The organism is Gordonia sp. 135, from assembly GCF_009720185.1.
Lineage (GTDB): Bacteria > Actinomycetota > Actinomycetes > Mycobacteriales > Mycobacteriaceae > Gordonia > Gordonia alkanivorans.
On the sequence record NZ_CP046257.1, the window covers coordinates 432,864 to 446,493 of the forward strand.

Annotated in this window: 10 protein-coding genes, 1 tRNA gene and 1 other RNA gene; 8 read left to right on the forward strand and 4 right to left on the reverse strand. The window is 68.1% G+C overall.

The genetic code is table 11. The annotated features are described in order from the left end of the window. A complete protein-coding gene (gluQRS, locus tag GKZ92_RS01870) occupies positions 1-918 on the reverse strand; it encodes a tRNA glutamyl-Q(34) synthetase GluQRS (protein WP_155224947.1) in 918 nt (305 codons plus the stop codon). Between the two features lie 145 nt (positions 919-1,063). On the opposite strand from gluQRS, the gene GKZ92_RS01875 reads away from it, so the two are divergent. Together GKZ92_RS01875 and GKZ92_RS01880 are read left to right on the forward strand one after the other, a co-directional pair. Continuing rightward, positions 1,064-2,116, forward strand: a complete 1,053-nt coding sequence (locus GKZ92_RS01875; protein ID WP_155224948.1) for an ATP-dependent DNA ligase — start codon at positions 1,064-1,066, stop codon at positions 2,114-2,116. 2 nt (positions 2,117-2,118) lie between these two features. Further along, positions 2,119-3,201, forward strand: coding sequence for a DNA polymerase domain-containing protein (locus tag GKZ92_RS01880; protein ID WP_155224949.1), 1,083 nt, complete (start codon positions 2,119-2,121; stop codon positions 3,199-3,201). Positions 3,202-3,274: 73 nt separating this feature from the next. Here the strand turns inward: GKZ92_RS01880 and GKZ92_RS01885 are convergent, their stop codons facing one another. Continuing rightward, the gene (locus tag GKZ92_RS01885; RefSeq protein WP_155224950.1) at positions 3,275-4,123 is read right to left on the reverse strand and encodes an NmrA/HSCARG family protein; all 849 of its coding nucleotides are present in this window, start codon (positions 4,121-4,123) and stop codon (positions 3,275-3,277) included. 79 nt (positions 4,124-4,202) lie between these two features. Here GKZ92_RS01885 and GKZ92_RS01890 point away from each other — a divergent pair. The 6 genes from GKZ92_RS01890 to GKZ92_RS01915 all read left to right on the forward strand — a co-directional run bounded on the left by GKZ92_RS01890 (position 4,203) and on the right by GKZ92_RS01915 (position 10,842). Then, a tRNA-Ser gene (locus GKZ92_RS01890) sits at positions 4,203-4,291 on the forward strand. Positions 4,292-4,446: 155 nt separating this feature from the next. Continuing rightward, positions 4,447-4,541, forward strand: an RNA gene (gene ffs / locus GKZ92_RS01895) — signal recognition particle sRNA small type. Positions 4,542-4,611: 70 nt separating this feature from the next. Continuing rightward, on the forward strand, positions 4,612-5,886 hold the full coding sequence (locus GKZ92_RS01900) for an aminotransferase class I/II-fold pyridoxal phosphate-dependent enzyme (RefSeq protein ID WP_035754406.1): 1,275 nt from the start codon (positions 4,612-4,614) through the stop codon (positions 5,884-5,886). A 111-nt stretch (positions 5,887-5,997) separates the two neighbouring features. Then, positions 5,998-7,458 carry a glycosyltransferase 87 family protein gene (locus tag GKZ92_RS01905; protein WP_035754412.1) on the forward strand — a complete coding sequence of 487 codons (1,461 nt, stop codon included), beginning with the start codon at positions 5,998-6,000 and terminating at the stop codon, positions 7,456-7,458. A gap of 43 nt (positions 7,459-7,501) precedes the next feature. Then, positions 7,502-10,081, forward strand: a complete 2,580-nt coding sequence (locus GKZ92_RS01910; RefSeq protein WP_035754414.1) for a DNA polymerase III subunit gamma and tau — start codon at positions 7,502-7,504, stop codon at positions 10,079-10,081. A 32-nt stretch (positions 10,082-10,113) separates the two neighbouring features. After that, positions 10,114-10,842, forward strand: coding sequence for a M15 family metallopeptidase (locus GKZ92_RS01915; protein ID WP_035754416.1), 729 nt, complete (start codon positions 10,114-10,116; stop codon positions 10,840-10,842). An 82-nt stretch (positions 10,843-10,924) separates the two neighbouring features. Here the strand turns inward: GKZ92_RS01915 and GKZ92_RS01920 are convergent, their stop codons facing one another. Then, the gene (locus GKZ92_RS01920; RefSeq protein WP_006358959.1) at positions 10,925-12,244 is read right to left on the reverse strand and encodes a class I SAM-dependent methyltransferase; all 1,320 of its coding nucleotides are present in this window, start codon (positions 12,242-12,244) and stop codon (positions 10,925-10,927) included. After that, the gene (locus GKZ92_RS01925) at positions 12,241-13,623 is read right to left on the reverse strand and encodes an FAD-binding oxidoreductase (protein WP_006358960.1); all 1,383 of its coding nucleotides are present in this window, start codon (positions 13,621-13,623) and stop codon (positions 12,241-12,243) included. The genes GKZ92_RS01920 and GKZ92_RS01925 overlap by 4 nt, the downstream gene beginning before the upstream one ends. Positions 13,624-13,630: the final 7 nt, after the last annotated feature.

Consider the following 13,630-nt stretch of genomic DNA (forward strand, 5'->3'; position numbering starts at 1 on the left):
TCAGGACGACCACTCCGTGGGCCCCAGCAGCCAGGGTTCGCGGGGGAGGGCATCGGGGTCGAAACGGCTTGCGAGCGTGTGGAGATCGACGGTTTCGCCGGGACCTGCGAGGCCCAGCGAGCGAGCGATGTGCGAGAGGACGGTGCCGGCCGGAACACCGCTTGCTGCGAGGTCGGCGAGGGTCACCGCTCCGTCGCGCTTGGAGAGCCGGACGCCGTCGGTGTTGAGCACCATCGGCACATGGGCGTAGGTCGGCGGGGTCTCGCCGAGCAACGTGGCGAGGTAGGCCTGGCGGGGAGCCGACGACAGCAGGTCGTCGCCGCGCACGACCTGATCGACTCCCTGCGCGGCGTCGTCGACGACGACGGCCAGGTTGTAGGCGGGGGTGCCGTCGTTGCGCTGGATGACGAAGTCGTCGACCATCCCGGTGAAGGTGCCGTGGAGCAGGTCGGTCACGGTGAACTCGGTGGTATCGGCCCGGATGCGAAACGCGGGCGGTCGGCCGGCGGCGATCTTCTCGGCGCGCTCGGCGTCGGTGAGGTTCCGGCAGGTGCCGGGGTAGGCGCCCTGCGGTGCATGGGGAGCGGACGGGGCCTCGAGGATCTCGCGACGCGTGCAGAAGCATTCGAAGGTCCGGCCGCCCTTGCGGAGACGGTCGATGATCCGGCCGTAGATGTCCCGTCGTTGCGTCTGATAGACGACGGGGGTCTCCCGGTCCATGCCCAGCGAGGCGAGGTCGGCGAGTTGCCGGGCGTCGGCGCCGGCGACCGCGCGGTCGAGATCCTCCATGCGGATGAGGAACCGCCGACCCGTCGTGCGGGCGAACAACCAGGCCAGCAGGGCGGTCCGCAGGTTGCCGACGTGGAGGTCGCCCGACGGGGACGGCGCATACCGGCCCGCTGCGTGCTGTGTCGACATCGCGTCGAGGTTACCGCGTCGCTCCGACGACCCGCGATGAGAACCGATCTCGCCGGTGGTCTGTCTCTGCGCCAGACCCGGCGGTCACCCCGGAGTTCCGGGCGGGTCGTTGCCAGCGCCCGGAGAAGTGAGGAACAGTGAAGCCATGGATCTTCCGGTCATGCCGCCCGTAGCCCCGATGCTGGCCAAGGCGGTCACCGCCGTGCCGCAGCAGCCCGACGGTGACACCGCCTGGTCGTACGAGCCGAAGTGGGATGGATTCCGCGCGCTGATCTTCCGCGACGGCGACGAGGTGCTGATCGGTTCCCGCGGCGGGAAAGACCTGGCCAGGTACTTTCCGGAGGTCGTGGCCGCGGCAAAGGCCGAGCTGCCGGACAGGGTCGTCCTCGACGGCGAGATCGGGGTGCCCGCACTCATCGGCAACACGCATCGGCTCGACTGGGATTCGCTGGCCCAGCGCATCCATCCCGCCGAGTCGAGGGTCAACATGCTCGCCGAGAAGACACCCGCGATCTTCATCGGCTTCGACGCACTCGCGCTGGAATCGACGTCGGTCAAGGACGAACCGTTCGAGGTTCGTCGAGAGGCGTTGCTGCGCGCGGTCGGACCCGGCGGCCGGGATCGGCGAATGCACGTCAGCCGGGTGACCGGCGACCCCTCGGTCGCCGAGGATTGGTTCTCCGCCTTCGAGGGCGCCGGCCTCGATGGCGTCGTCGCCAAGCGACTCGACGGCCTCTACGTGGAGAACAAGCGCGAGATGCTGAAGATCAAACACAAGCGGACCGCGGACTGCGTGATCTTCGGTTACCGAATCCACAAGTCCGGCAGGGGGATCGGCTCTATGCTGCTCGGGCTCTACGGCGACGACGGCGAGCTGCACATGGTCGGGGGAGCGGGTGCGTTCTCCGACGCCAAACGTGTTGAACTGCAAGAGATGTTCGAGCCGATGCGTCTCGACCCGGACAAGCCGTCGCCGGGTGAACCCACCCGCTGGCGGTCGGAGAAGTCGGGGGAGTGGATTCCCATTCGTCCCGAACTGGTCGCGGAGTTCGCCTACGACCAGATGGAGAACCAGCGTTTCCGCCACACCGTGAAGTTCCTCCGCTGGCGCCCCGACCGGGACCCGGAGAGCTGCGGTTACGACCAGCTAGAGGTTCCGCTCACCTACGACCTGCACGACGTCCTCGAAGGGGAATGACCATGGCATCACGTTCTCCCGCAGAAGAGCTCGACGTCGACGGGGTCGCCGTCCGCCTCAGCAACCCGGACAAGATCTACTTCCCCGAGCTCGGCGAGAACGGCGGCCGCAAGCGGGATCTCGTCGGTTACTACCGGACGCTCGCGCTCGGCGTCGACGACAGCGGTGACGGGCCGCTCATGCGCGCGACGCGCGACCGGCCGACGTTTCTGCAACGCTTCCCCGACGGTGTCGAGGGGGAGGAGATCTACCAGAAGCACATCGCGAAGAAGCGGCCCGACCACGTGCAGTCCACGCCGATCGTGTTCCCGTCCAAACGAACCGGGGACGCCATCCGCCCGACGATGCCGGCCGATCTGGTGTGGGCGGCGAACCTGGGGACGGTCACGTTCCACACCTGGCCGACCCTGCACCCGGACAACGACCATCCCGACCAGCTCCGCATCGACCTCGACCCGCAACCCGGCACGACCTTCGACGACGTCCGGAACGTGGCGATCGACGGGCTGAAACCACTGCTCGACGAGCTCGGCTTCACCGGCTTCGTGAAGACCTCGGGTGGGCGCGGGATTCACGTCTACGTCCCCATCGAGCCGCTGTGGGATTTCATCGCCACGCGGCGCTGTGTCATCGCGATCGCCCGTGAACTGGAACGCCGCGACCCGGACCGGGTCACCACCTCGTGGTGGAAAGAGGAACGTGGGGAACGGATCTTCATCGACTACAACCAGAATGCCCGCGACCGCACGATGGCCTCGCCCTACTCCGTCCGCCGCAGCGCGACCGGCCGGGTCTCGACCCCGGTGACATGGGACGAACTGGCCGATGTCGATCCCGACGACTGCACCATGGCCACCGTCCCGAAGTTGCTGGAGGATCGCGGTGATCCGTGGGCCGACATCGCCGACCACCGCCGCGGCATCGAGAACCTGCTCGAGATGGTCCAGGAGGACGACGCGAACGGGCTGGCGGACATGCCCTATCCGCCCAGCTACCCGAAGATGCCCGGCGAGCCGCCACGTGTGCAGCCGAGCAAGAAGGTCGCCGAGCACTGGGACGAGAAGGGTAACCGGATCGGGGACTGACGCTCCCTGGGATCCGATCCGCATGACGTTGTGCCCGCTTTCCGGGTTCGACGTCATACGGAAGATTCGCGGGTCAACCGCGCAGCGCCTCGGCGGCCCACTCGGCGAAGGTCTGCCAACCGACACCGGGGAACCGGCGGTGCAGTGCGGGGATGTCGACCTCGTAACCGCGATCGCCGAGGAAGCGGAACATCGCACTCATGTCGGGCGACGGGATGCGTTCGGGATCATAGGATTCCGCGCTGACCGTCGTTCCGAGTACGTCGCCGACGATCTGCGCCATCTCCAGAGGCGTCGGATGGTCGGAGGCGATGTCGATCCGTTCGCCGGTGTACGCACCCGGGTTGCGGAACAGCGTCGCGACAAACCGGCCGAGATCGCGGCGTGAGAGTTGTTGCAGCGGTTTGTCCGCAGGCATCGCGATCGGCATGACGCCGGTGGCGAACGCGTCGGACCCGGCGAGCAGGTTGTCGTAGAAGTAGGCCGGCCCGACGATCGTGTGCGGGATGTCGGTGGCGGCGAGCATCCGCTCGACCTCGAACTTGGAGTCGAAGTGGGGGACGGCGGTGTCGCGGTCGGCGGAGGCCACCGACGAGAAGACGAGGTAGGGGAGCGCGGCCGCGGTCGCCGACTCGATCAGCGCGGTGCCCTGGGCGACCTCTGCGTCGACGCCGGACTCGAAGGGCGTCGTCAGCGCGAAGGCTCCCGCCGCGCCGGTGAACGCATCGGTGAGTCCTACGCCACTCACGATGTCGCCGACGGCGAGTTCGACACCGCGGTCGGCGAGCGCCGCGGCCTTCGACGACACGGCGTCGCGGACGAGGGCGCGCACCGCGAAACCGGCGTCGAGCAGCGCGTCGAGGACGGCACCGCCCTGTCCGCCGGTCGCTCCGATCACGACGATGGGAGAGGAATCGGACATGCCCCGACCCTAGTGCCGACCGAGCGGCCGGCAAGCGGGTTTGGGTGTGGGAGTCCCCGGCGGCTATCATCTCGACGTTGGAGGATTCGCCTAGTGGCCTATGGCGCTCGCCTGGAACGCGGGTTGGGTTAACAGCCCTCAGGGGTTCGAATCCCCTATCCTCCGCCACCGAAGGTCCGTGGTGCACGACCCGCAAGGGAGTGCACCGCGGACCTTCGTCGTATCCGGGAGACGATCACCTGCCTCGCCTGCGCGGACCGGCGCCGTCGCGGGGGTGGTGACCACCCGGTGTCACCCGGCTGTGAACCCTCGCTACACTGGACGACGGATCCCGCGCGGCGTGCATCCTGTGAACTCCCCCAGGGCCGGAAGGCAGCAAGGGTCAACGGGCTCTCTCGGGTGCGCGGGGTCCCCTATATCCCCGATTTCCATTTCCAGGTCTGCGTCGTCGGACACTCGCGCCGGCGTCGAGCGCGAGAGGTCTAACGTTGAATTTCCACTCGATGAGTGTCGACCAACTACGAGACACCCAGGCGGATCTGAAGAAGCGTTACGACGAGCTGGCCGCTCTGGGTCTGAAGCTCGACCTCACCCGCGGCAAGCCCGCTCCCGAGCAGCTCGATCTCTCCAACGCGCTGCTGTCGCTCCCCGGCGACGAGTACCGCGACGGCAAAGGCACCGACACCCGCAACTACGGCGGCCTCAACGGCCTGCCCGAGCTGCGCGAGGTCTTCGGCGAGCTGCTCGCCGTCGACCCCGCGAACCTGATCGCGTTCGGCAACTCGAGCCTCGAGCTCATGCACGATCTCACCGTCTTCGGCCTGCTGCACGGCACCGCCGACTCCGACGAGCCGTGGGGCCGCCAGAAGATCAAGTTCCTGTGCCCGTCGCCCGGATACGACCGGCACTTCGCGATCACCGAGAGCTTCGGCATCGAGATGATCCCGGTGCCGATGCTCCCCGACGGTCCGGACGTGCGCCTCTGCGCCGAACTCGTCGCCAACGACCCGAGCATCAAGGGCCTCTGGGCGGTACCCACCTACTCCAACCCGACCGGCGTCACCTTCTCCGAGGCGGTGACCCGCGGACTGCTCGAGATGCCCGCGGCACCCGACTTCCGCATCTACTGGGACAACGCCTACGCGGTGCACACCCTCGTGGAGGCCCCACCGACGCCGCTGCGCGTCCTCGAGATGGCCGCCGAGGCCGGTCATCCCAACCGTGTGTACGTCCTCGGCTCGACGTCGAAGATCACCTTCGCCGGCGGCGGGGTGGCGTTCTTCGGGTCGTCGGACGAGAACCTCGCGTGGTTCAGCAAGTACCTCGGCCTCAAGACCATCGGCCCGGACAAGGTCAACCAGCTGCGTCACCTCAAGTTCTTCGGCGACGCCGACGGCGTGCGCGCCCACATGGCCCGCCACCGCGAGATCCTGGCGCCGAAGTTCAAGCTGGTGCTCGACATCCTCGAAGACCGGCTGGTCGAGTCGAAGGTCGCCTCGTGGTCGGAGCCCGAGGGTGGGTACTTCATCAGTCTCGACGTCGTCGACGGCGCCGCCCGACGCACCATCGAACTGGCGAAGGAAGCCGGAATCGCGCTGACCGGCGCAGGTTCCGCGTTCCCGTACAAGACCGATCCGCACGACCGGAACATCCGTCTCGCACCGACCTTCCCGAACACCGACGACCTGCGGGCCGCGATGGACGGGGTCGCGACGTGCGTGCTCCTCGCCTCGGCCGAGACCCTCCTGGCGGAGCGCAGCTGAGCCACTCGTCTCGCCGACACGCCGCTGTCAAACGCCGGATCGGCGTTAGATAGCTCTCATTCGGCGATGAGTAGCCGGTATGTGCCGACTCTTATGCCACTCTTGTAAATCGTGAATCTGCCCAGGCCGGTTCTTCTCGCATCCGGTTTCGCCATCGTGGGGGTCATCGCTCTTGTCCTCCAGGATGTCGTCGTGCCCTGGGGAGCCCAGTTCTGGGGTCTGCTGAACAACCAGATCGACCTGGCCGTCTATCGGCAGGGTGCTCAAGCGGTCACCGAAGGCGCCAGCCTCTACGACGTCAAGATGATCGGCGACCTCGACTACACGTACTCACCGTTCTCGGCGTTGCTCTTCACTCCGCTCGCGTTGATCTCCTTCGACGTGGCGCGATGGTTGTGGACCGCGGGCATCGTGGTCGCCCTCTATCTCGTCGTCATGCTCAGCTTCCGCAGTCTCGGCCGGCCGGTGACGTGGCCGCTGCGGGTCATCGCGATGTCGCTCGTCGCGGTCGCGATGCTGCTCGAGCCCGTCCGCACCACCATCTGGTACGGCCAGATCAACGTCTTCCTGATGCTCCTCATCCTGGCCGACCTGACCCGTCCCGACACCAGCAGGACCAAGGGCGTGGGCGCCGGCATCGCCGCCGGGATCAAGCTCACGCCGCTGATCTTCGCCGGTTACTACGCGGTGCAACGCAACTGGCGCGCGTTCTTCGGTGTCATCGGCGGCTTCGTCATGACCGTCGCGATCGGGTTCATCGTCCTGCCGCGTGACTCCTGGGCCTACTGGACCGGCAAGCTGTTCCAGTCCGAACGTGTCGGTTCGGCGCAACTGCGCGGCAACCAATCGATCCGCGGAATGCTCGCCAACCACCTCGACACCGACCACCCGTCGACACTCCTGTGGGGAGCCCTGGCACTGACCGCGCTCGTCGCCGGATTCGCGGTCGCCACCTATGCCCACCGCAGGGGCCAGGAACTGCTCGCGATCAGCATCGTCGGCATGACCGCATGCGTGGTGTCGCCGATGTCGTGGGGGCACCACTGGGTCTGGTTCGTGCCGATCGTGGTGATCGGGGTCCACCTGGCCCTCGACCTGAGGCGAACCCAGCTCGAGCGGGGCCTGGCGGCGGTGGGTGTTGCGGCGCTCGTGTTGCTCGCGTTCGCGTGGCCGACGCACGTCCCCGCGCTCGTTCCCGATGGCTACTACACCGGGCTCTACGTGAAGACGCGGGTCACCTGGCTCAACTGGTTCACCGTCAGCCCCTATCTGTTCGCGTTCGTGGGAATCCTGATCGCGACGGTCGTCGCCCTGCGGGTTTTCGGCTCCCGTTCGACCACCGCGGCCGAGCCGGCTGCGGTCATCGCCCCGGGGGTCGCGGCAGCGGTCATCGCCGACGGCGGACTGGCCGGCGAGCCGGCCGAGGGCGGGAGTCCGCGGGTCGTCGAACCGTCGGCACGAGCCGACGCCGAGCGGGTGAACGTGTCCGACGACATGGCCGATGACCTGGTCGGAACCGCCGGTGAGTCGATGGGTGAAGCACCCGAGACGGGGGCGTCGCCCGCAGTGTGAGGCAGGCGCATCCGATGTCACGGGTCGCCGGTACTCTCGACGCGTGGCTCTGTATCGCACCTATCGCCCGGCTACCTTCGCCGACGTCGTGGGGCAGGAGCACGTCACCGATCCGTTGAGCCGTGCCCTCGACTCGGGGCGCATCAACCACGCGTACCTGTTCTCCGGTCCGCGCGGGTGTGGCAAGACGTCGTCGGCGCGAATCCTGGCGCGGTCGCTGAACTGTGTCGAGGGCCCCACCTCGCGTCCCTGTGGCACCTGCACGTCGTGCGTGGCTCTCGCTCCCGGCGGTCCCGGCAACCTCGACGTCATCGAACTCGACGCAGCCAGCCATGGCGGCGTCGACGACACCCGCGAGCTGCGCGACCGCGCGTTCTATGCGCCGGCCGAGTCGCGTTATCGCGTGTTCATCGTCGACGAGGCGCACATGGTGACCAACGCCGGCTTCAACGCGCTGCTCAAGATCGTGGAGGAGCCGCCGGAGCACCTGATCTTCGTGTTCGCGACGACCGAACCCGAGAAGGTGCTGCCGACGATCCGTTCGCGTACGCACCACTATCCGTTCCGTCTGCTCGCCCCGCCGGTCATGCGCGGGCTGCTGGAGAAGATCTGTGAGCGGGAGGGCGTGACCGTCGCGCCCGAGGTCTACCCGCTGGTCATCCGTGCCGGTGGTGGTTCGCCGCGTGACTCGCTGTCGATCCTCGATCAGCTCCTCGCCGGCGCCGACGACCAGGGCGTCGCCTACGAGCGCGCACTCGCACTGCTCGGCGTCACCGACGTCGCACTCATCGACACCGCCGTCGACGCGCTGGCGTCGGCCGACGGCGCGGCTCTGTTCGGGGCCGTCGAGAAGGTCGTCGACGCGGGGCACGACCCACGACGCTTCGCGGTCGATCTCCTCGAACGGCTCCGCGACCTGATCCTGCTGCAGGCCGTTCCCGATGCCGCCGACCGCGGCCTGGTCGAGGCGCCCGGTGATCAGCTCGCACGCATGCAAAGCCAGATCGAGACGCTCGGCCCCGCCTCGTTGACGCGCTTCGCCGAGATCGTGCACGACGCCCTCGGCGAGATGCGCGGAACCACGTCACCGCGCCTCCTGCTCGAGGTGATGTGCGCGCGCATGCTGCTGCCCGGCGTGTCGAACGACGACGCCGCTCTGCTGCAGCGGCTCGAGCGTCTGGAGTCGGGAATCGGCACCACGTCGATCCCGGTGCCCGCGAAACCCGCTGAGCCCGAACCGGAACCGAAGTTCGTGCGTCCGTCGCAGCGCAAGGCGATGGAAGAGGCGAAGGCGGCCGAGGAGGCACGCCGCACTGCGGCCGAGGTTGCCGAGGCCGACACCCCGGTCGCCGCGCCCGCTCCGGAACCCACCGCGCCCGAACCGCCTGTGCCGGCGGTGAAGCCCGCGGCGGTCGAACCGGCGCCGGCCGAACCCGCCTCTGCACCTGCGGTTTCCGAGCCCGACCCGGCGCCGCCCGCCGCGGAGCCGGTCGCTGCCGCACCGCCGGTGGACGTGGTTGCCGCCGTCGAGACCGACGACGCGGACATGCTCGAGGAGCTGGGTGTCGAGCAGCCCGCGCTCGACGCCATCCCCGATCCCGACGCGCTTCCCGACCCCGACGTCCTGCCGGAACCCGAGGCGCTCGATCTCGGGGATCTCGACGCCGCCGACGCCGACACTCCCGACACCGAGACCCTCGACGCCGAGGCTCTCGAAGTCGACGCTGCGGCACCGACTCTCGACCTTCCCGGGGCAGAGCCCGAGGCAGAGAACATCGCGCCGGCCCCGGTCTCGGAACCCGTACGCCCTGGCGTCCGGAACGGCGGCACCCCGACGGCACCGGAACCGCCCTGGCGGGCACCCGTGGCCGAACCGGCTCCGGAGCCGGCCCGGGAACCCGCTGCCGAGCCGGCCCAGCCGTCCTACACCGACGACATCCCGCTGCCGGACGAGCCGGTCGACGAGTACTCGGTCCCGCCGCCCGACGCGATGCCGGTCCGGGCGAAGCGCCCCGAACCGGAGCCAGAACCGGAACCGGAACCAGAACCGGCTCCCTCGGGCGGGCTCGACGCCGACGCGATCCGCAAACGCTATCCGGAGATCCGGGCCGCGGTGCGGGAGCGGTCGAAGAGTCTCGAGCCGATGTTGTCTGCGGCGGTCATCGCCGATCTCGAGGGCACCACGGTGGTGCTCGGCCACCCGGTCGAGGTGCTCGTCGGACGACTCTCGGCACCGCACGCGGTGACGATCATCCGGGAGGCGCTTTCCGAGGTCTTCGGCACACCGCTCGACGTGCGCACCGTGCATCAGGCGCCGGGCACTGCGGTCGCGTCGTCGGCGGCCGGTGGCGCACAGTCCGCGAAGCAGCAGGCCAAGCCCCGGCAGTCGTATTCACGCCCGAGCCGGTCTCGTGACCAGTCGGCGGCTGCGCCTCCGCCGCCCGAACCGGTGGCCGAGCCGGAGGAGCCCGAGCCGCCACGCGCGGACGAGGACATCCCCGACGAGGAGCGGGCCGAGATGGTCGCCGACGCACGCACCGGAGCCCCCGAACAACGTCTCGATCCCGATCAGGTCGCGCTCGAACTTCTCAAGTCCGAGCTCGGGGCACGACCGATCGAGTGACCGTCGAGACGAAGGGCTGGTAGAACGCAGAGATGCAGATCCGATCGGTCCTACGTCTGACCACGGCGCCGGCAGCAATGGCTGCGGCGCTGACGTTGTCGATGGCATGTGCCGAGGCGGCTCCCGTCGACTCGCCGTCGCCGACGCCGAGGCACTCCGTCGACCGGCAGACACGCGCGGTCGGCCTCGTCGACGTGAAGAGCGTCGTCGCGGACGCAGTGCTGGATCTGCGCTACGCGACGACCGACAACTTCGTCGGTGAGCAGTTGTATCCGCCGGATGCTCGCTGTCTGGTGCACGAGTCGATGGCGCCGGGTCTGAGGACCGCGGCCCAGAAACTTCGGGCCGGGGGTCAGACGCTGGTGTTCTGGGATTGCTACCGGCCGCATTCGGTGCAGCAGAAGATGTTCCAGAAGGTCCCCGACCCGGCGTGGGTCGCAGCCCCGGGTCCGTACTCGACCAGCCATGAGACCGGTCGTTCGGTCGACGTCACCCTGGCGGTCCGCAGTCCGGGCTGTCCGGCCCCGCGCAAGATCGGCAACCTCTGTCGCGTCGACATGGGCACCGACTTCGACTCGTTCACCCCGCGTGCGAACGCATATGCGACACAGGGGGTCTCGGCGCCGGCGCAGGCTGCTCGGGCGCGATTGCGCCAGGCGATGGCCGACGGAGGACTGACCGTCTATTCCGGCGAATGGTGGCACTTCGACGGCCCGGGCGCGGACGTGCGCCGGCCGATCGTCGACGTCCCCCTGGTCTGAGCCGCCCTGGCCTGAACAATCCCGGGACCTCGACGACGAGACCCCGCCGGGCATCCGACGGGGTCTCGTTGGTCGAGCAGGCTCAGGCGTTCCACCAGGGCCGCAGGGGGACCTGATGGCCGCCGCGGTCGTCGAGCTTGGTCGCCAGCACGTGATGGAGCTGGATGATGTTGCGGTCGAAGCCGATCCGGCATCCCGCCATGTACAGGCCCCACAGGCGGGCGGTGCCCTCGCCGACCTCGGCCACGGCCTCGTCCCAGTGCTCGACGAGGTTGGCGTTCCAGTCGCGCAGGGTCATCGCGTAGTGCTCGCGGAAGTTCTCCTCGTGGAGCACTTCCATGCCGCCGATGTCCTGGAGCTTGGAGATGATCTTGCCCGAGCCGGTGAGCTCCCCGTCGGGGAAGACGTAGCGGTCGATGAACGAACCCGCCTTGCTGCGGCTCGCGTTGTCGGGCCGGGTGATGCAATGGTTCAACAGCATTCCGCCCGGTCGCAGCTTGTCGCGCATGAAACCGAAGTAGGCCGGGTAGTTGCCGACGCCGATGTGCTCGGTCAGGCCGATCGACGAGACCGCGTCGAAACCGGATTCGGTGATGTCGCGGTAGTCGCTGTGACGCACCTCGGCGAAGTCCGAGAGTCCTTCGTCGACGATGGCCTTCTGGGCCCACTCCGCCTGCTCGGCCGACAGCGTCGCGCCGATCGCGTGCACCCCGCGCTTGGCGGCGTAGCGGACCATTCCGCCCCAGCCGCAACCGATGTCGAGGAGCCGGTCACCGGGCTTGAGGCGCAGCTTCTCGAAGATGAGGCGGTACTTGTTGTCCTGGGCGGTCTCGAGCGACGCGTCGTGGTCGGGGTACACCGCACACGTGTAGGTCATCGACGGGCCGAGGACCCACTCGTAGAAGGTGTTCGAGACGTCGTAGTGGTAGTGGATGACCTCGGCGTCACGAGCTTTGCTGTGGCGCAGGCCCTCCGCGAAACGGCGCCAGCGCGGTACGGCCTCCTGCGGCGGCGGGGCGATCGGCTTGAAGTGTTCGATGCCGAGCGAGCGCGCGATCTGTGCCAGGGCCAGCGGCGACGGACGGTGGAAGTCCAGATCGCTCGCGAGCGCCTTCAGCGCGGGGTACGGATCGCCGGGGTGTGCGCCGATGAGTTCGAGGTCACCGGCGATATAGGCGCGGGCCAGACCGAGATCGCCGGGCGCCGTGACGAGGTAGGTGGTGCCGCGCGGAGTCTTCAGGTTGAGGCCGTACTGGGCGTCGGCCGGGCCTGCGCTGCTGCCGTCGTACGCCGAGATCCGGATGGACAGGTTGCCGCCCAGGAGGGTCTCGAAGATCTCCGACAGGGACATCTTCCCCGAATGGGAGTCCGCACCGATCGGTGCGTCTTTGAATGTCGTCATTGGCGTTTCACCGCTTTCGCATAGAGGTCCAGAAGGCGGCCGCGGGGGTCGTACCGCTTCTTCAGGAGCCGATAACTCTCTCCGCCGTAGAGTTCGTCGAACTCTTCCGGCTCGTAGAAACTTTCCGAGTACAGCGACTTGTGGCCGTCGAGTTCGGCGACCTTGCGTTCGATGATCTTGTTGGTGTGCCCGGGATCGCCCGGGGTGACCGGCACGGCCGACCAGAAGCCGACGTTGACGTAGGCGCGTTGCGGTTCGAGCGGGTAGAGCGGCCACGGGCGCACCGGATCCGAACCCGGCAGGGCCGGTTCGCGAAGGCGCAGCGGGCACAGCCAGATCGGTTCGATCGGAATGTTGTCCAGGAACCATTCGACGTAGTCGGTGGTGTGCTCGATCGGCACCTCGATGTCCTGCACGACCCGTTCGCCCGGCGGGAGGCCCTTGCGGGCGTTGAGGCGGTCGCCGATGTCCCAGCGCTGGTCGAGTCCGATCAGCTTCCAGTAGAAGCTGCTGCGCAGGTAGCGCTTCGGCCACCAGCGGCGGATCTTCGGATTCTGTGCCCCGAACGCCCGTGAGCACCAGAACCAGTCGGTGTCCCAGCGCCAGAGGTAGTCGTGGATGGTGAGACGGTCGGTGGTCTTGTTCTGAACCGACCGGTAGTAGATGTCCATCCCGGTGTAGTCGCTGACCGGGCCTTCCTCGTCGGTCTGGCGTCCGAGCGTGAGGTAGGACTCGTGGGCGGAGAACACGACTCCGTCGAGGTAGTCGACCTGTTCGCCGTCGTAGGTCTTCTCGGTGACGATCGTCTCCATCGTCGCCTGCAGCTCGGCGATCGAGGTGAATCGCACGTGCCGCAACGCGACGTAGGGCTTCACCGGTTCGAGCTCGATGCGCAGACGGACCGAATAGCCCAGCGTGCCATAGGAGTTCGGGAAGCCGAAGAACAGGTCGGCGTGCTCGTTGGTGGGCGTCGCGGTGATGATCTCGCCGTCGCCGGTCAGGATGTCGATCTCCGACACCGACTCATGCGGCAGTCCGGAACGGAACGACGTGCTCTCGATACCCAGGCCGGTCACCGCGCCGCCGAGGGTGATCGTCTTGAGTTGCGGGACCACCAGTGGTGCCAGACCGTAGGGCAGGGTCGCCGCGACCAGGTTCTCGTAGGTGCACATCCCGGCGACGTCGGCGGTGCGGGCATCGGGATCGACCGAGATCACCCGGTCGAGTCCGGAGACGTCCAGTCCGGGATGTGGATTGGCTGCGCGCTTACGGAAGAGGTTCGACGTCTTCTTCGCAAGGCGCACGGTCGCGTTCGGGGGGATGGCACGATAGCTGGCCAGTAGGGCGGACACCCCCTGGTCAAATGCCTGTCCCCCCATCTCCAAG